The 17468-nt window shown below is 38.5% G+C and carries 18 protein-coding genes and 1 rRNA gene; 7 read left to right on the top strand and 12 right to left on the bottom strand.

Annotated elements, in window-relative coordinates; translation table 11 throughout:
• Window positions 1–259: 259 nt before the first annotated feature.
• From G7081_RS04200 to G7081_RS04185, 4 genes are all read right to left on the bottom strand, one after another.
• Window positions 260–1818: ribosomal RNA gene (locus tag G7081_RS04200) — 16S ribosomal RNA — on the bottom strand.
• 243 nt (window positions 1819–2061) lie between these two features.
• Window positions 2062–2442, bottom strand: coding sequence for a hypothetical protein (locus tag G7081_RS04195; protein WP_166007691.1), 381 nt, complete (start codon window positions 2440–2442; stop codon window positions 2062–2064).
• Window positions 2443–2455: 13 nt separating this feature from the next.
• On the bottom strand, window positions 2456–2830 hold the full coding sequence (locus G7081_RS04190) for a CvfD/Ygs/GSP13 family RNA-binding post-transcriptional regulator (RefSeq protein WP_166008383.1): 375 nt from the start codon (window positions 2828–2830) through the stop codon (window positions 2456–2458).
• Window positions 2831–2943: 113 nt separating this feature from the next.
• Entirely contained in the window at window positions 2944–3528 is a 585-nt protein-coding gene (locus G7081_RS04185; protein ID WP_166007689.1) for a peptidylprolyl isomerase, read from the bottom strand.
• A 162-nt stretch (window positions 3529–3690) separates the two neighbouring features.
• Between G7081_RS04185 and G7081_RS04180 the strand changes: the two genes are divergently transcribed.
• The gene (locus G7081_RS04180) at window positions 3691–4689 is read left to right on the top strand and encodes an NAD(P)/FAD-dependent oxidoreductase (protein WP_166008382.1); all 999 of its coding nucleotides are present in this window, start codon (window positions 3691–3693) and stop codon (window positions 4687–4689) included.
• A 23-nt stretch (window positions 4690–4712) separates the two neighbouring features.
• Here G7081_RS04180 and G7081_RS04175 read toward each other — a convergent pair whose 3' ends face one another.
• The 5 genes from G7081_RS04175 to G7081_RS04155 form a co-directional block, all read right to left on the bottom strand.
• Complete coding sequence (locus tag G7081_RS04175) at window positions 4713–5360, bottom strand: TIGR01906 family membrane protein (protein WP_166007687.1); 648 nt, start codon at window positions 5358–5360, stop codon at window positions 4713–4715.
• Window positions 5350–6126, bottom strand: a complete 777-nt coding sequence (locus G7081_RS04170; RefSeq protein WP_166007685.1) for a TIGR01457 family HAD-type hydrolase — start codon at window positions 6124–6126, stop codon at window positions 5350–5352. Before G7081_RS04170 ends, G7081_RS04175 begins: the two co-directional genes overlap by 11 nt.
• A 16-nt stretch (window positions 6127–6142) precedes the next feature.
• Window positions 6143–6790, bottom strand: a complete 648-nt coding sequence (locus tag G7081_RS04165) for a YutD family protein (RefSeq protein ID WP_166007683.1) — start codon at window positions 6788–6790, stop codon at window positions 6143–6145.
• A 64-nt stretch (window positions 6791–6854) separates the two neighbouring features.
• On the bottom strand, window positions 6855–7610 hold the full coding sequence (locus G7081_RS04160; RefSeq protein ID WP_166007681.1) for a tyrosine-protein phosphatase: 756 nt from the start codon (window positions 7608–7610) through the stop codon (window positions 6855–6857).
• A 105-nt stretch (window positions 7611–7715) separates the two neighbouring features.
• The gene (locus G7081_RS04155; protein ID WP_166007679.1) at window positions 7716–8411 is read right to left on the bottom strand and encodes an MgtC/SapB family protein; all 696 of its coding nucleotides are present in this window, start codon (window positions 8409–8411) and stop codon (window positions 7716–7718) included.
• Window positions 8412–8876: 465 nt separating this feature from the next.
• Between G7081_RS04155 and G7081_RS04150 the strand changes: the two genes are divergently transcribed.
• Window positions 8877–10178, top strand: coding sequence for an NCS2 family permease (locus G7081_RS04150; RefSeq protein WP_166007677.1), 1302 nt, complete (start codon window positions 8877–8879; stop codon window positions 10176–10178).
• A gap of 91 nt (window positions 10179–10269) precedes the next feature.
• Window positions 10270–11421, top strand: a complete 1152-nt coding sequence (gene queG, locus G7081_RS04145) for a tRNA epoxyqueuosine(34) reductase QueG (protein WP_166007674.1) — start codon at window positions 10270–10272, stop codon at window positions 11419–11421.
• A 31-nt stretch (window positions 11422–11452) separates the two neighbouring features.
• Here queG and G7081_RS04140 read toward each other — a convergent pair whose 3' ends face one another.
• Window positions 11453–12232 carry a sulfite exporter TauE/SafE family protein gene (locus G7081_RS04140; protein ID WP_166007672.1) on the bottom strand — a complete coding sequence of 260 codons (780 nt, stop codon included), beginning with the start codon at window positions 12230–12232 and terminating at the stop codon, window positions 11453–11455.
• A gap of 195 nt (window positions 12233–12427) precedes the next feature.
• Between G7081_RS04140 and G7081_RS04135 the strand changes: the two genes are divergently transcribed.
• The 3 genes from G7081_RS04135 to G7081_RS04125 all read left to right on the top strand — a co-directional run bounded on the left by G7081_RS04135 (window position 12428) and on the right by G7081_RS04125 (window position 14859).
• Window positions 12428–13180, top strand: coding sequence for a MerR family transcriptional regulator (locus G7081_RS04135; protein WP_166007670.1), 753 nt, complete (start codon window positions 12428–12430; stop codon window positions 13178–13180).
• 73 nt (window positions 13181–13253) lie between these two features.
• Entirely contained in the window at window positions 13254–13889 is a 636-nt protein-coding gene (locus G7081_RS04130) for an MBL fold metallo-hydrolase (RefSeq protein ID WP_166007668.1), read from the top strand.
• A 136-nt stretch (window positions 13890–14025) separates the two neighbouring features.
• Window positions 14026–14859: an undecaprenyl-diphosphate phosphatase gene (locus tag G7081_RS04125; RefSeq protein WP_166007666.1), complete on the top strand. Its 834-nt coding sequence runs from the start codon at window positions 14026–14028 to the stop codon at window positions 14857–14859.
• A 27-nt stretch (window positions 14860–14886) separates the two neighbouring features.
• On the opposite strand, the gene G7081_RS04120 is transcribed toward G7081_RS04125, so the two are convergent.
• Window positions 14887–15903: an inorganic phosphate transporter gene (locus tag G7081_RS04120; protein ID WP_166007664.1), complete on the bottom strand. Its 1017-nt coding sequence runs from the start codon at window positions 15901–15903 to the stop codon at window positions 14887–14889.
• A gap of 197 nt (window positions 15904–16100) precedes the next feature.
• On the opposite strand from G7081_RS04120, the gene rpsT reads away from it, so the two are divergent.
• Window positions 16101–16355, top strand: coding sequence for a 30S ribosomal protein S20 (rpsT, locus tag G7081_RS04115; protein WP_166007662.1), 255 nt, complete (start codon window positions 16101–16103; stop codon window positions 16353–16355).
• A gap of 36 nt (window positions 16356–16391) precedes the next feature.
• On the opposite strand, the gene holA is transcribed toward rpsT, so the two are convergent.
• Window positions 16392–17417 carry a DNA polymerase III subunit delta gene (gene holA / locus G7081_RS04110; RefSeq protein WP_166007660.1) on the bottom strand — a complete coding sequence of 342 codons (1026 nt, stop codon included), beginning with the start codon at window positions 17415–17417 and terminating at the stop codon, window positions 16392–16394.
• Window positions 17418–17468: the final 51 nt, after the last annotated feature.

Raw genomic sequence — 17468 nt, 5'->3', positions numbered from 1 at the left:
ATGTTGCTAACAATGATGTTAGACTTTCAGTTTCCACTCTGTAGCGATACAGGCTCCACTGATCCTTTAAACAGCGTTTTGAACTTTGTTTAAAAACTCTTATGAATAGTACTAAAGTACTATCACAACGCGGTGTTCTCGGTTTGTTTTGATTAATTTCTTTAACTATCCAGTTTTCAATGAGCAAATGTTTGAGAGTAGACCTCTCAAAACTGAGCAAAGTAAGAACGGACCTGTAGGATTCCGTTATATTCCTTAGAAAGGAGGTGATCCAGCCGCACCTTCCGATACGGCTACCTTGTTACGACTTCACCCCAATCATCTATCCCACCTTAGGCGGCTGGCTCCAAAAGGTTACCTCACCGACTTCGGGTGTTACAAACTCTCGTGGTGTGACGGGCGGTGTGTACAAGGCCCGGGAACGTATTCACCGCGGCGTTCTGATCCGCGATTACTAGCGATTCCGGCTTCATGTAGGCGAGTTGCAGCCTACAATCCGAACTGAGAATGGCTTTAAGAGATTAGCTTGGCCTCGCGACCTTGCGACTCGTTGTACCATCCATTGTAGCACGTGTGTAGCCCAGGTCATAAGGGGCATGATGATTTGACGTCATCCCCACCTTCCTCCGGTTTGTCACCGGCAGTCTCGCTAGAGTGCCCAACTTAATGATGGCAACTAACAATAGGGGTTGCGCTCGTTGCGGGACTTAACCCAACATCTCACGACACGAGCTGACGACAACCATGCACCACCTGTCACTTTGTCCCCGAAGGGAAAGCTCTATCTCTAGAGTGGTCAAAGGATGTCAAGACCTGGTAAGGTTCTTCGCGTTGCTTCGAATTAAACCACATGCTCCACCGCTTGTGCGGGCCCCCGTCAATTCCTTTGAGTTTCAACCTTGCGGTCGTACTCCCCAGGCGGAGTGCTTAATGCGTTAACTGCAGCACTGAAGGGCGGAAACCCTCCAACACTTAGCACTCATCGTTTACGGCGTGGACTACCAGGGTATCTAATCCTGTTTGCTCCCCACGCTTTCGAGCCTCAGCGTCAGTTACAGACCAGAGAGTCGCCTTCGCCACTGGTGTTCCTCCATATATCTACGCATTTCACCGCTACACATGGAATTCCACTCTCCTCTTCTGCACTCAAGTTCCCCAGTTTCCAATGACCCTCCCCGGTTGAGCCGGGGGCTTTCACATCAGACTTAAAGAACCGCCTGCGCTCGCTTTACGCCCAATAAATCCGGACAACGCTTGCCACCTACGTATTACCGCGGCTGCTGGCACGTAGTTAGCCGTGGCTTTCTGGTTAGATACCGTCAAGGCGGGAACAGTTACTCTCCCACTTATTCTTCTCTAACAACAGAGTTTTACGATCCGAAAACCTTCTTCACTCACGCGGCGTTGCTCGGTCAGACTTTCGTCCATTGCCGAAGATTCCCTACTGCTGCCTCCCGTAGGAGTCTGGGCCGTGTCTCAGTCCCAGTGTGGCCGATCACCCTCTCAGGTCGGCTATGCATCACGGTCTTGGTGAGCCATTACCTCACCAACTAACTAATGCAGCGCGGGTCCATCCTTCAGTGACACCGTAAAGCGTCTTTCATAGTTTCACCATGCGGTGAAACCAGTTATGCGGTATTAGCATCTGTTTCCAAATGTTATCCCCCGCTGAAGGGCAGGTTACCCACGTGTTACTCACCCGTCCGCCACTCTTCTCATATGAACTGGTGCAAGCACCGGTTCGGAGAAGCGTTCGACTTGCATGTATTAGGCACGCCGCCAGCGTTCGTCCTGAGCCAGGATCAAACTCTCAATAAAAGTTTTGATTGTTTCTTTCGAAACAGCTCATTTGTTGTTTGCTAGCGAATGTTACTTCACTTACGTTTTTATAAAAAACGTTAAAATTTAGTTTGTTGTCTCAACTAATGAGAACAACATCCTACACGTTTGGTTCGTCTTACTTTGTTCAGTTTTCAAAGGTCTACGTTGTCGCGTTGACAACTTAATCATAGTATCAAGATTACGCTTCACTGTCAACACAATTTTCAAATTAATTCTAATTTATTTTTCTACTTCAAAAACAGGCGTTGATGATACGTCTAAATCAGTCATCATTTCACGTAGTGTTTTTGAATTTTCCCAACTAATCATATCACTCAAAATATGATTCATCGATGCTTGCTTCTCTTCCGTCATTTCAAATACAAACAACTGTGTTCTCTCACCTTTTAAGTTAATACTAACCAACTCAACAAGATCAATTAGAGCTAAATCAATTGCCGCTGTTTTTTTTAATTCTTTTAAAATGACTCCCATATTTGTTTCGTCAGTTGTTGTTTCTGTTGAAAAAAAACTGAAGCCATCATTTTGTCTGTTCACTAAAAATGATTTTTCTCCATTATTTTTACTTAACATTACTGTTCCTGTAACTATTTTCGACACTCGTTTTTCACCTCTATTTCCCTCTTTGATCCAGTTGCTCTAAATTTTCTTCAATCCACTCAGGTAAAACATCTGCTAAACTTTTAAACCCAATATTCTTATTTCGATCCGTAAAATATTTTTTATATTTAAATGCCGGACCCGCTCCTTCAGTTTCTAAAGCTCTCATTGATAAACTGATTTTTTTTGAGTACTCATCAATATCAATGACTTTGACACGGACTTTGTCACCAACTGCTAACACATCAGAAATATTTTTTATAAAACCATGCTTCACTTCGGAAATATGCACTAAACCTTGTTGTTCTCCCTCTAACGATACAAAAGCCCCATACGGCTGAACTCCTGTGACAACGCCATCTATTTCCATACCTATTCTATATTCCAATTCTTTCACCTCGCTTATTAACTCTTTAATAGTATACTCCAGAAATGATTGAGTTTAAAGCCTCTCACTTTTTTTCTGAAAATAAAAAAGAGGCCTCAGCCTCTTTTCAAGTTTTATTCTGAAACTACTACAGATTCAATAACGATATCATAGAGTGGTTTATCTTGTGGGCCACGTTGAACTGCTGCCATATCATCAACAACATCCATACCTTCCATCACATGACCAAACACTGTATGGCGAGAATCTAACCAAGGTGTTCCACCTTTTCCATATTCAGTGATAATTTCATCAGGGAATCCTGCGTCTTTTAATTGCCCAAGCATATTCGCTGGAACATTTTTATTTTGAACGATAAAGAATTGGCTACCGTTTGTGTTAGGGCCAGCATTAGCCATCGATAAAGCACCACGCAAGTTGAAAGCATTCGCTGAAAACTCATCTTCAAAACTTGCTCCATAAATACTTTCGCCACCCATCCCAGTTCCAGTTGGGTCGCCGCCTTGAACCATAAAATCAGGGATAACACGGTGGAAAATAACGCCATCGTAATACCCTTGTTTTGCTAAACCAACAAAGTTAGCCACTGTTTTAGGTGCAATCTCATCAAATAGTTTGAATGTGATGTCACCACGGTTTGTTTTCATTGTGACAACTGTTCCTTTTGCATTTGCTAAATCAAGTTGTGGATATGTCATAAATGATTCCTCCTAATATTAATTGTTTACTTTGCAATCATACCTAATTTCTGCTTTTTTTTCTATCTATTTAACTTAAATAAGTACGATTTTCTGTTTTTATTTTACCCTATCACTTATACTAAATAGCATAAGATTATTTATATAGTAGAAAGGAGTCTTATTGTGACTAACAAAGACATCTACGATTTAACAATTATCGGTGGCGGTCCTGCTGGTTTATTTGCTGGTTTTTACGCCGGTATGCGTCAAGCAAAAACAAAAATCATTGAGAGTTTGCCTCAACTAGGGGGACAACTGACTCTTTTATATCCTGAAAAGAAAATATACGATATTCCTGGTTTTCCTAATATCCCTGCTGCTGATTTAATCGAGAATCTCTCGACTCAAATGGCACCTTTCAATCACGATATTTGTTTGAACGAAGAAGTTCTAGAAATAAATAAACTGGAAGATGGTAGTATTCACTTGAAAACAAATCTAGGTGATCACTATTCTAAAGCAGTTATTATCACGGCAGGAAACGGTGCCTTCCAACCAAGAAAACTACAAGTCCCTTACGAAGAAAAACTAGAAGGACAATCGCTTCATTATTTTGTTACTAACACTGATATTTTCACTAATAAAGATGTCGTGATTTGTGGCGGTGGCGACTCAGCTGTCGATTGGGCACTAACGCTAGAACCCATCGCGAACTCTGTTTCTTTATTACACCGCCGCGACGCATTCCGCGCTCACGAACACAGCTTGGCTTTATTAGAAAAATCTTCTGTGGAAAAATTAACGCCATATGTCATTAAAGAAATTGATTCATCAGGTCCTTCAATTAACAATCTGACTATCGTTAACCCAAAGACAGCGGAAGATATCACCTTAACACCTGACCACCTATTGGTTACTTACGGCTTCATGGCTAATTATGGGGAGCTATCAAATTGGGGATTAGAACTTGATGGACACGCTATTAAAGTTAATAGTGATATGTCAACAAACATTCCCGGTATTTACGCTGCTGGAGATATTTGTACCTATCCCGGAAAAGTAAAACTGATCGCAACTGGGTTCGGCGAAGCTCCCACTGCTGTGAACAACGCACTGCATTTTATTTCACCAGAGACTCGCACGCAACCGGCACATAGTACTGCCGTCTTTAATGATTAGAAAAAAGAACGCCAGCCATTTGGCTAGAGTTCTTTTTTATTTTTATTAAGCAATTGATATTTCCCAAAATAAATACCTAACAATAAAAGTAATTCAAATAAAAGAAAGCCTAAAACGAAACAATGCATGAAATAACTTTCAGGCAAGGCATTAATAATTGGATCAGTTAGAGGGTTAAACAACCACGCATCATTATTAAAAAAGATACTATGGAATGTCACGAAAAACCAATCAAATGACATCAACATAACCAAACCAAAAGCAAACGGTATCAAAGCGGCTATTTGGAAAGGTCGAACCAATCTCCAAAATTGACCTTCACGCCACAACTTTCTTAAAAATAAAACAGTTGGCGTAATCGTGATTAATAGCACACCATAATTAAGCATAAACAACCGTTTCACTTCATAAAAATGAAAGGCGCCTGATACCGAATGAGGAAAGTCAGTTAGTTTAAATTGATTGCGCCACGGAAAATTCAAGTAGCCCATCATCTCACGGTAATTTAGTAATAATTGTTTTGAAGTCAGTCCTAATGACTCTGCTAAATCCAACTGTTTTATTTCAAGAACATATAAAGGATAAGCATTAATCGTTATGGTTATAACTAGCGTTACAATCATTAAGAATAACGACACCATCCCAAGCCAAAACCAACTTCTATTTTTCATCTGCAATTACCCACTCATCTAAACTTGTCACTACGTGGGTCGGTGCAACTGGTAAAGACGGAACTTGTTCTTTACTCGTAAAACCAGTCAAAACTAACAAACTATCAATATCATTTTCAATCCCAGCCTTGATATCCGTCTCATAGTTATCTCCAACCATAACAACTTCACTAGCGGGTAATTTTATTTTTTCCAAAGCAGATAACATAATACTGCTATTAGGTTTCCCGATGACAACCGGAGTCACACCCGTGGCTGTTTCTAACAATGATAAAAAGCTTCCTGCTCCTGGTAACAAACCTCGGTTTGTTGGAATGTTTTTGTCAGGGTTTGTTCCAATAAAATGAGCACCATTGCGGATCGCAAGTGTCGCCGCTGTCAATTTCTCATAAGAAATAGCTGTATCTAAGCCAACTACCACATAATCTGGTTGTTCATCTGTTAACTGATAACCAGCTTCAGAAATCCCTTCCTGCAAACCTGATTCACCAATAACGTAAACTTTTTTACCTTTAGCTAAGCGGTTCATATAATCAACTGTCGCCAAGGTCGCCGTATAAATGGTTTCGACAGGAACATCAATAGCGAATTTTTCGGCTAAGCGCTGGCGAACCATCTCTGGTGTTTTAGTTGTATTGTTTGTGACGAATAAATAAGGGGTTTCTGTCTTCTGCAAGCGTTCAACAAAACGTTTGCCTGCCGGAATCAGTTCTTCACCTAAATAAATCGTACCGTCTAAATCAATTAAATATCCTTTGTATGACATTCTCATTCAATCCTTACTAACTATTTTTTTGACGAATGGTAAACCCTCGTTCTTTTTTAGCACCTTCCACCGAACTTGGTTTATTGTTTTTTACAGCGGGTTTTTGATCTGTTTTTTTCTTCATTACCGGTTTTTGACGATTAGTAATTTTCTTATCTTGGGTTGTCTTAGTTTGTTTCCCACGTTTTTCAGCAACATGAGCTGAATTGTTATTGCTACGTTGTGGTTTAGAACGACGATTTTGGGAACGTTTATGCTTCCCTTTCGATTCATTTACAGGATGCTCACCGATACGTTCAATTACAAAATAAGGACAACCAAAGTTACAGTATTCATACAAGTAATCTTCTAAACTACTAATTCGTTGTTCCGCAGGCATATTTTGGTGATCATCACTGAAAAAACCACGTAAACGTAATTGTTCAAACCCCATATCTCCTACGATATATTCATAGCGATTCAAGACATCGCTGTAACGTTCACCTAACAAATTGACATCAAAGGCTTCACGATAATTGCTGACGATGCGGTAAGCACACTCATCAATCAATAAATTCGTTTCAGAAACTAAAGTAGCACGACATGGTTTTTCTTTCACCGGCTCTACAACAGCTTCAGTTTCTAACGGCTCTACTGTTGAACTTTTTGTTTTATCTTCAGTCATGACTGATACCTCTTTCATTTACATTTCTTCTATTATATCTTGTTTATTCCCTATTGGATAGAGATTATTTAGTATCTTCTGTGTAATTAGCTCGAATCATTTCTAAATATTCAGACGATAGACCAATTTGATTAATGATAAACGCTTCAACCGTTTCATGTTTAGCTAGCATAATTTCATAAGCTAAATCCAAATACTCCGAATCAACTAACAACATCACTTCAGCTTCTTCAAGTTGCTCTGGCGTCATACCTTCATTAGCTAAGACAGTTAAGATTTTTTGGTTCGTGTCTTGGCGCATCTCATTAGTTGCCAAATAATCCTCATAAATATCTTTTTTATCGACACCCAGTATTTCTAAAATTAACATCGCACCAATTCCCGTACGATCCTTTCCGGCAAAGCAATGGAAAATAAAAGGCTCATCTTTCTTAGCAATGGTTTCTAAAAATACACGATAACCATTCAATCCCGAATCAACGACTAAGATATCCCGATAAATCGCCAACATGTGTTCTTTAGCTGACGACAACCCTGACATCAAATCTTCAAAGCTTGCTGAATTCCCTTGGCAATCTTTCATAATATCAATATTGTGATATTCAACGCCTGTTAATTTATCATCAGGTTTAGAGTTTACTTCATCCGCCCCTCGGAAATCGAAAATTGTTTTTAACTGGTAATCCTTCAAAAGGGTTTTACGAGCTTCTTCACTTAAACCAACTAGCTCCCCACTTCTTAAAATTTTCCCCATTACAACTCTACGGTTATCTTTTGTCACCAAACCACCTACATCTCTAAAATTCACTAATGTCTTCATACTATACCCCCGTTAATTTTTATATACATATTATATGCCAAAAACTAGCAGATAGATAATAATACTTACCCAAATCAAAAAAGCTGTCCTTTACAGGCCAGCTTTTTATGCATCAATTAATCTAATTTGTAAAACATTTTTATTTAACGAAATATCTTCAATCAGTTCGGAATGATTAAACCCTCTCGGTAATTCAACTGTGTAAATATTCGTATAAACTTTTTCGTCTGCATGAATTTCAACATCAAAATCGACACCTTTAACTTGGACACCTTTTTCTTCAAAGTAATCCATCACAAATTCTTTCGTTTCCAAACGGTGTTGGTACTTAATTTGTAATTTCTTTAAAGTAGGTACCGCAACAAGCACCTTATTCAGCAACGATAGTACCACTTGGATGACAACGAACCCGGAAATCGCAATCGTATATAAACCCATACCCGCTGCAATCCCTAAGCAAGCGACCGCCCATAACGAAGCAGCTGTTGTTAATCCCATGACCGAACGCTGAGTCACAATGATTGTTCCCGCTCCCAAAAATCCAATACCACTAACAACCTGCGCGATTAAACGCGTCTGATCACTTTTAACGACTGCGGCCAGCTCCGGACTTTCCGCTACCATCTGCAAGGCATTGACAGATAATTGCGTTTGAACTAAAGCGATAACGGCAGCTCCGACACAAACTAAAATATGAGTTCTCATTCCTGCTGGTCGATTTTTAAATTCACGATCAAAACCAACTGCTCCCGAAATAATAATCGCAAGTAATAATCGTTGAGAAATTTCTAACAATGTCATCGAACCACTCCTATCTCACTAATTTAATTATAGCATCAGGTTATTTTATACACCAGAATAATCCCTAAAATAGACGATAGCCACTCACATAAGCGAGTGGCTATCTAACTAAAAATAAATATCTATACGGTTTTGTTCCATAAAACTATTTGTTTAATAACTTCAGTTGTTTCTCATTTAAACGATCCAACCCCTACCATCTGTTGCATCCTTGCAGCCCTATAGCTGCGCCAGTGTGAATAAACTTCTTAAAAATCAATTGTGTTACGACTGATACTTATTTTTAATACACATTTATCGTAACACTTTTATCATCTTTATACAAATCCACCGTTAAACCTTAAAAAAACCTTTAAAACAACCCTAAACACGAACATTAAATAATTTATGTTGATTATTGTACGACATTAAGTTATTATACAGTTGTTATTAATCAAATAAAACTTTTAAAGGAGATTTTCAGACATGACATCTTTTTTCAAACTGAAGGAAAACAACACAACGGTTAAGACCGAGGTACTTGGGGGACTGACCACCTTTTTCACCATGGCTTATATCATCGTTGTAAATCCTGCAATTCTAAGTTCCGCAGGTGTGCCAACCGCTCAAGTTTTTATCGCAACTATTTTATCAACAATTCTTGCTTCAACTTGGATGGCGCTATCTGCTAATTACCCGATAGCTATTGCACCAGGTTTGGGATTAAATGCTTATTTTGTTTCTGTTGTAGCAGGTGGCGTTGATTATAAGGTTGCCTTTTCTTCTGTATTTGTCGCTGGTATCATTTTCTTTCTATTATCATTAACTTCTTTTCGTGAAGAATTAATTCGAGCTATTCCAGAATCACTAAAGTCAGCTATCACTGCAGGAATCGGTTTGTTCATCGCCTTTGTCGGTTTAAAACTTTCCCATATCATTGTTGCTGACCCAGCCAACTTAGTCGCTCTTGGTGATTTAAAAGATCCGCAAGTTCTGCTAGCCTTATTCGGGATTTTATTAACCGTCGCTTTCATTTTATTAAAAGTCCCCGGCGCTATCTTCCTAAGCATGGTAGTTATCGCAATCATTGCAGCTTTAATGGGCGACTTACAGTTTTCAGGTATTATTAGTCTGCCTGATTTCAGTAATGGTTTAATGATTACGAATCCTATCACTCCATTTAAAGATGTCGTAGCAAACGGTTTATACGGGGCCGTCCTCTCTTTCTTATTAATCACTATCTTCGATACAACAGGGACTGTCATCGCAGTAGCTAAAAAAGCTAAGTTAATGAAAAACGGAGAACTCCCTGGAGCAAAAGGTGCATTATTCGCTGACGCTATCGGAACAGTAGCTGGAGCTATTTTCGGAACAAGTCCAACCAGTGCTTATATTGAATCAGGGACCGGTGTTGCCGCTGGTGCCAGAACTGGTTTATCAACTCTAACCGTTTCATTTATGTTCTTATTGTCTGGATTATTCTATCCAGTCGTTAGCGTTTTAACAACTGTTCCCGCCATCACAACACCAGCATTAGTCATTGTCGGTAGCATGATGATTGGTGAAGCATCTGAAATTAATTGGGATGATTTTGCTGAAGCATTCCCAGCTTTCTTAGTTATCATTACAATGCCCTTAACTGGTAGTATTGCAACTGGTTTAGCTTTAGGTTTCATTACTTATCCCATCACTCACTTACTGACTAAAAAAGGACGTGAGGTTCATCCCTTAATTTATGTTTTCGCCTTTCTATTCTTTATCCAACTATTCGTTTTAGGTGGACACTAAAAAAGGACTAGCCAAGCTAGTCCTTTTTTTCTTGCATCTCACCCGCCATGTTGCTACTATCAAATAAAAGAACATTTAGGAGGGAAAGCTTTTGTACAGTCAATTAAAAGAAGATATCATCACCGCTAGTCAGACTATCGGTATCGATAAAATTGGTTTCGCATCCGCTGCTCCCTTCACACATTTGAAAACCAGTTTAGAAGAACAAAAGGCCGCTGGCCATACATCCGGTTTTGAGCACCCCAACATCGAGGAACGAATTAACCCTGACATGATTTTTGACCAGCCACAATCAATTATTTCCATCGCACTGGCGTATCCGACACGTTTAACAAAAAAAGCCGAATCAATCCCTGGCGAACGCCGCGGAAGCTTCGCGCGAGCATCTTGGGGAATCGACTATCACGATATCTTAAAAGAGCGACTAGGAAACTTAATCAGCTTCATCCAAGAGCGTTGCGAAGATGACGAAACCATTACTTTTAAACCAATGGTCGATACTGGGGAGCTGATTGATGTTGCCGTTGCCCAACGTGCTGGCTTAGGGTTTATTGGTAAAAACGGCCTATTGATTACGGAAGAGTTTGGTTCTTATGTCTATTTAGGTGAAATCATCACGAACATTCCTTTTGAACCTGATACGCCAATCAAATCTAAATGCGGTGACTGCACACGATGTATTGACCTTTGCCCAACCGATGCCCTACTTGGCGATGGACGGATGAACGCGAAACGCTGTTTATCATACCAAACCCAAACGAAAGATATGATGCCTTTAGAATACCGTGATAAAATTCGGACGGTGATTTACGGCTGCGATATTTGTCAACAAGTCTGTCCTTATAACAAAGGGAAAGATTTTCACATTCATCCAGAAATGGAACCTGACCCAGAAAGCGTCACACCACTATTAACACCTATGTTAACCATGTCTAACAAAGAATTTAAAAGTCAATTTGGAGCATTAGCTGGCTCCTGGCGTGGTAAGAAACCACTTCAGCGAAATGCAATCATCGCTCTGGCAAACGCCAAACAAACTTCAGCTATTCCAAAATTATTAGAAGTCATTGAAAATGATGTTCGACCTGTTATTCGAGCCACAGCTATTTGGGCTGTAGCTGATTTAATTCCTACTAATAACCCAGAAATACTTCATTACTTTAAAGAACTCCAAACTAATGAAAAAGATACAGATATGCAAAATGAACTACAACATGCTATTCAGACAATCGAAGCCAAATAAAAAAAGACTGAGATGAGATCAGTCTTTTTTTCTATCCTAAAATTTGCCAAGCATTATATAGATTAATAAAAATAACTAATAGCACGACACCTGTAAAAATTTGACCAACACGTTTCTCACAGAATTTACAACTCAACATACCACCGATATAGCCACCTAAAATGGCTGCGGGGACGATAACCCATAAGACACTTAAATCAAAATCACCAAAACCAGTACTTGTGGCAATTTCAACTAGTTTAGCCAATTGCGAAAACAAGATCGTTATAATTGAATAAATAGTTGCTTCTTTCATTTTTAATCCAAAACAAAAAATTAGCAACGAGACATTAATTGGTCCCCCACCAATTCCTAGTAACGTAGAAAAACCACCTAAGAAAATTCCAACCAATAAATAAACAATCGGTCCTGTTAAGTCTAAAGTTTTAGCATTTCTCAACGAGTAGAAGAAAACAATGATAAACGAACTAACCGTTAACACGATTTGCAGAATCTGTAATTGTGTTTGGGAACCGAAATAATCTAATAAAAATGTTACTAATTTATTTCCAAATGTTCCACCAATAACCGAGCCCACAGAAATCGCTCCGGCACGAACATAGTCTATCGAAAAGCCATTACGAACTTGTTTAAATGTCGAGGCAATCGCCATCGTAAAGACTGCCACACATGAAAAGAATAAAATGTTCTCTAAACTATGAAACCCAAATGTTTCAAAAAGAGGCTTAATAATAACTCCTCCACCGACACCCGAAATCGCACCAATTGTATTGGCAAAAATAATAATCAGAAAATAAATTGCATAAACCAAGTTGCTTTCCTTCTCTCCAGCTAATTAATTATTTATACTATTACTACTATGTGTTTTTACAACACGAACATTTCTAGTGTACTCCTAATACTTCGTGATTTAAATAACAAATCAAAATTCTTAGTAAGATTTAATTGACCTTCCCCTTAGGTCAGACTTTAAACTGAACCTATCAAGTAGAAAGGAGGTCTTCCGATGACCTTAACGATTAAAGAATTAGCTGATTTAGCTGGCATCTCAAATAAAACATTACGTTATTATGACCAGATTAATCTATTAAAGCCAAGCTACTATACTGAAGCTGGTTACCGAATCTATGAACAAGCTGAAATCGATCGACTACATAAAATTTTATTATATAAAACTTTCGATATGCCTCTTGAAAAGATTGCTGCCCTCCTCGACCAAGAAGATAATCAGTTGGAACTTTTAAAAAGTCATCAATCCCTATTGTTGGCAAAACAAACCCAATTAATCAACTTGATTGCCAACATTGAACAAACAATTAAAACCATCGAAGGAGAGTCAACTATGACAAACACTGAAAAATTCGCAGCATTCAAAACTAGTATTGATGAAAATGAAGCTCTTTATGGAGAAGAATTACGCCAATCTTATGGGTCAGATGTCATCAACCAATCTGTTCACGCTATGAAAAACATGACAACAGAACAATATAACACTTGGTTAGCTTTAGAAACCACACTTTTAGCCCACCTGCAAAAGCATGCTGAAACTGCCATTCCATCACCTGAAGCTGAACTTTTATTTAACACTCACAAAGAATGGTTACATATGAGTTGGGGGTCTTATGACCGCAAACGTCATGCCGGATTAGCTGAACTCTATCTTATTAATCCTGAATTTACTGAATACTATGATTCTCGGTGTGGTGACGGATCGACAACCGTTTTAGTCGATATTATCCGTTATTACACGAGTCACTAAGCTCAACCTTTGTCACTCTCTCAAATTTTCAGTATACTAATAGATAGAAACTGAATTTAAAGGAGTGTTACACATGACTGAAGTAAAATATTTTGTAACAAGCGGTCCCGCTGCTGAAAATTGCTACTTTATTTATAATGAAGATAACTTATTAATTGTTGATCCTGGGAATGACTTTGACAAAATCAAAACATTTATCACAGAGACTAATCGTAAGCCTGTAGCTATCTTATTAACTCACACTCACTATGACCACATTGGTGCTGTTGAGGAAGTTCGTCACTATTATGATATCCCTGTTTACGTTAGTCCTTATGAGCAAGCTTGGTTAAGTAGCCCGGAAGATAACCTATCTGGTTTGATGCGTCATTCAGATATGGCAGATATCGTCTGCGAGCCTGCCGACTTCGAATTTGAAGCAACTTCTTACACATTAGGCGGCATGACTTTCGAAGTCCGCGAAACCCCTGGCCACTCTCGTGGAGGAGTCAGCTTTGTTTTTCATGATGATCAGTTTGTCATTACAGGTGATGCGTTATTTGCCGGCAGTATCGGTCGCAGCGACTTACCAACTGGCAATATGGAGCAACTTTTAACAAGTGTTCAAACACAGTTGTTTTCATTACCACCAGAATTTATCGCTTATCCCGGACACAACGGACCAACTACCATTGGTCATGAAATAGCAACAAACCCTTTCTTCAATTAAACGAAAGCAAGTGCCGACTTGGCACTTGCTTTTTTTATAGAATTATTAAGAAAACTAAATCAACTTGGACATCATTCTAAAAATAGGTATACTATTACATGAGTTTATTTAAAAAAGATTCGGAAGGACTGACATAATGGATTGGTTTAATTTATTTAAAGCAGTCATCCTTGGTATCGTAGAAGGTATCACAGAATGGTTGCCAATTAGTAGTACAGGTCACTTGATTTTAGTAGATGAGTTTATCAAATTAGATGCCTCACCTGCCTTTAAAGAAATGTTTAATGTTGTCATCCAATTAGGAGCTATCTTAGCAGTTATTGTCATTTTCTTTAACAAGCTAAACCCTTTTTCAGGACAAAAAACAAGCATTGAGAAAAAAGACACGTGGGACTTATGGTGGAAAGTCTTAATCGCTTGTGTCCCTGCCGGAATTATCGGTGTGGTTTTAGATGATTGGTTCGAAGCTAATTTTCACAAATTCTTACCTATTGCCTTAATGTTAATTATCTACGGTGTCCTATTTATTGTTGTAGAAAACTGGAACAAAGGCCAAACTCCAAAAGTAACAAACTTCAATGAGTTCACATATCGTTCTGCTTTTATTATTGGTATTTTCCAAGTCTTAGCATTAATGCCAGGCACATCCCGTTCTGGCGCTACAATTCTTGGGGGAATGTTAATTGGTTGTTCACGTTTCGTGGCTACTGAGTTCTCTTTCTTCCTGAGCATCCCTGTTATGGTTGGAGCTAGCGGAATTAAAGTATTAAAATTCTTATTAAAAGGAAACAGTTTTACATTTGATGAATTTATGATTTTAGGCGTAGCAAGTTTAGTTGCTTTCGTAGTATCTATCATTGCTATTCGTTTCTTATTACAATTCATTAAAACCAACGACTTTAAAGCCTTTGGTTGGTACCGTATCATTTTAGGCGCAATTCTAATCGGATACTGGTTCTTCACAAAATAAAAAAGCAGCCAATTGGCTGCTTTTTGTTTATAAAATAATTAAAAATACTTTTGTAATTAAGAACGCAATCGCTAAGCAACCAGGGAATGTTAACACCCAGGCTAAGACCATTTCTTTAGCTGTTTTCCATTTAACTGTTTCTGGATCACGCGCTGCTCCAACTCCCATAATCGCTGTTGTTTTTGTTTGAGTTGTTGACATCGGTACGCCGAACAAACCTGCACCAAGTAATGCTCCCGCAGCTGTTACATCGGCACTGAAACCTTGATAGGTTTCTAACTGAGCCATGTCACCAATATTATCGATGATACGCATACCACCAGCACTAACTCCTAAGCCAATTGTGACAGAACACAGAATCATTACCCACAACGGAATATCAAAACCGCCACCAGGATTTTGACCAATTAAATTATTATAGAACAATCCTAGCATGAACACGCCCATAAATTTCTGACCATCTTGCATACCATGAACAAAACTCATCATCACCGCACCAAATATTTGCCACCCTTTAAAACGACGATCATTTTCTTTACTTGTTGGATTTTTAATAAATAATTGCAATAACTTTGTTAAGATCCAACCGCCCCCAAAACCAATAACTGTTGAAACGACTAAGCCAATCCCGACTTTTAACCACTCTGCTCCATTCACCGAACTTAAACCACCTAGTGCCATCGCACTACCAGTCAACCCAGCAACCAAGGCATGACTTTCACTTGTTGGAATGCCAAACCACCAAGCCCCTAGCGCCCATGTCACAATAGAGAACAAAGCGGCCATCAGAGCAATTCTTGACTGTGAACCTGTACCATCTTCAAAACTAACGATATGGCTAATCGTATCTGCCACTTGCGAATTAATCATCGTCATAACAAGCGCTCCTAAGAAACACATTACCGATGCAATAATAATAGCTGTTTTAGGTTTCAACGCCTTGGTTGAAATAGCTGTGGCAATACTGTTTGGAGCATCAGTAAAGCCGTTCACAAAAATAACTCCCATCGTTAATACTAACGTGATAACCAACGCAAGATTCATACGCTACACCTCTTCATTTTAATGTAATTTATTATAGGTTAATAATAACATATTTCATCTGAAAACATTGATTTAACTGTGCCCTACTCACATCAAAAATTTGTTGCAATGAAGCTTTTATTTCTGTATAATTACAAATGTTGAATTACAAATGGTTCTGACCAGGCGTAAAACTTAAATCATCGGAGGTGAAACTCATGCCAAACATCGAATCTGCTATCAAACGTGTACGTACTGCTGAAAAAGCTAACGAATTAAATTCAGGTCAATTAAGCACTATGCGTACTGCGATTAAAAAATATGAACAAGCTTTAGAAGCTGGTGCCGCAAACGCTGAAGAATTATACAAAGCTGCTGCTCGCGCTATTGATATGGCTCAATCAAAAGGTCTTATCCACAAAAACAAAGCTGCTCGTGATAAATCACGTTTAGCTGCTAAATTAGCTAAATAATAAAAAAAGCCAACTAACTAAGTTAGTTGGCTTTTTTTATTTGCGGTTCCCGTGCTTTAATAGGAATAATTCAAATAACAAATCTTTTTCTAAAGCTCCTGTTTTAATACGGTAATCATTCTCAACTAAATCTTGGAACATCGCTTTCAAGGTCACTTCATCAAACCCACGAGCTTGTTGTTGTGCCATCTTCAAACGATAAGGATGTACTTTAATGACATCTTGCATATTACTTTGCTGATAACCCGCCCCTTGCATAATCTTGACTTGTAACAACAAGCGGAACTGACCAATTAAAATCGCATTAATTTTAATCGTTTCCTCCCCTTGCAACAACAAGTCGCGATATAAACTTAGCGCATCTTCAGCTTGCCCTTTAGTCACATAATTGACCATATCAAAGATATTATGTTCTAGTGTTTTCGGCACTAAATCTGCAATCATTGGTTTGGTTATTTTTTTTGTGTCCGAACTATACAGCATAACTTTATTTAACTCAGACATGATCTTCGATAAATCCATATCAGTTAAATGAACAAATAAATCAAAGGCTTCTGGTGTAATCTCATAGCCCTCATTATGAATATATTGTTGCACATATTTTCTGACATCGTTCTCTTGCATCTCTTTAACATCAACCAAAGTTGCAACCTTCTTCAATTGCTTTACAACTTTTTTACGTTCATCCAATTTTTCATACGGTGCATAAAAAACTAGGACTGTTGAATCTGACGGCTCTTCTAAATAAGCAATCAGTTCATCTGTATTATGCTCAAGTGCTATTTTTTTCTTTTCACCTGTTAAAAAATAGGGATTTTCAATTGCCACTAAACGTTTGTCACCAAAAAAAGGAATCGTATTAGCTTCATCAATGACTGCTCCCAGTAAACTTTCAGCCATATCAAAACTTGCTGAGTTTAGCTCATCATCTTCTGTTAAAATGATTTGCTTCTGCAACGCTTGTTTAAAACGATCTGCTAAAAACTGTTCTGTCCCTAATACAAGATAGACACTTGCTAACTGACCACTATTTACTTTTTTTATCGTTTCTTGCAAGCTCATAGAACGCAACCCCTTTCTTTTTCAAGTAACTCATTAGCTACTATCTTATCA

Origin of the sequence: Vagococcus coleopterorum, assembly GCF_011303955.1 — a bacterium.
Lineage (GTDB): Bacteria > Bacillota > Bacilli > Lactobacillales > Vagococcaceae > Vagococcus_D > Vagococcus_D coleopterorum.
The sequence above is the reverse complement of the archived record's forward strand: the minus strand, read 5'-3'. Positions and strand labels throughout refer to the sequence as shown.

Excerpts from the sequence above, each read along its gene's own strand:
- G7081_RS04130 (WP_166007668.1), top strand. The coding sequence starts at position 13,254 with ATGACTGAAGTAAAATATTTTGTAACAAGCGGTCCCGCTGCTGAAAAT.
- G7081_RS04125 (WP_166007666.1), top strand. The coding sequence starts at position 14,026 with ATGGATTGGTTTAATTTATTTAAAGCAGTCATCCTTGGTATCGTAGAA.
- holA (WP_166007660.1), bottom strand. The coding sequence starts at position 17,417 with ATGAGCTTGCAAGAAACGATAAAAAAAGTAAATAGTGGTCAGTTAGCA.
- G7081_RS04155 (WP_166007679.1), bottom strand. The coding sequence starts at position 8,411 with ATGACATTGTTAGAAATTTCTCAACGATTATTACTTGCGATTATTATT.
- G7081_RS04175 (WP_166007687.1), bottom strand. The coding sequence starts at position 5,360 with ATGAAAAATAGAAGTTGGTTTTGGCTTGGGATGGTGTCGTTATTCTTA.
- G7081_RS04160 (WP_166007681.1), bottom strand. The coding sequence starts at position 7,610 with ATGAAGACATTAGTGAATTTTAGAGATGTAGGTGGTTTGGTGACAAAA.
- G7081_RS04170 (WP_166007685.1), bottom strand. The coding sequence starts at position 6,126 with ATGTCATACAAAGGATATTTAATTGATTTAGACGGTACGATTTATTTA.
- rpsT (WP_166007662.1), top strand. The coding sequence starts at position 16,101 with ATGCCAAACATCGAATCTGCTATCAAACGTGTACGTACTGCTGAAAAA.
- G7081_RS04135 (WP_166007670.1), top strand. The coding sequence starts at position 12,428 with ATGACCTTAACGATTAAAGAATTAGCTGATTTAGCTGGCATCTCAAAT.
- G7081_RS04150 (WP_166007677.1), top strand. The coding sequence starts at position 8,877 with ATGACATCTTTTTTCAAACTGAAGGAAAACAACACAACGGTTAAGACC.
- G7081_RS04185 (WP_166007689.1), bottom strand. The coding sequence starts at position 3,528 with ATGACATATCCACAACTTGATTTAGCAAATGCAAAAGGAACAGTTGTC.
- G7081_RS04165 (WP_166007683.1), bottom strand. The coding sequence starts at position 6,790 with ATGACTGAAGATAAAACAAAAAGTTCAACAGTAGAGCCGTTAGAAACT.
- G7081_RS04120 (WP_166007664.1), bottom strand. The coding sequence starts at position 15,903 with ATGAATCTTGCGTTGGTTATCACGTTAGTATTAACGATGGGAGTTATT.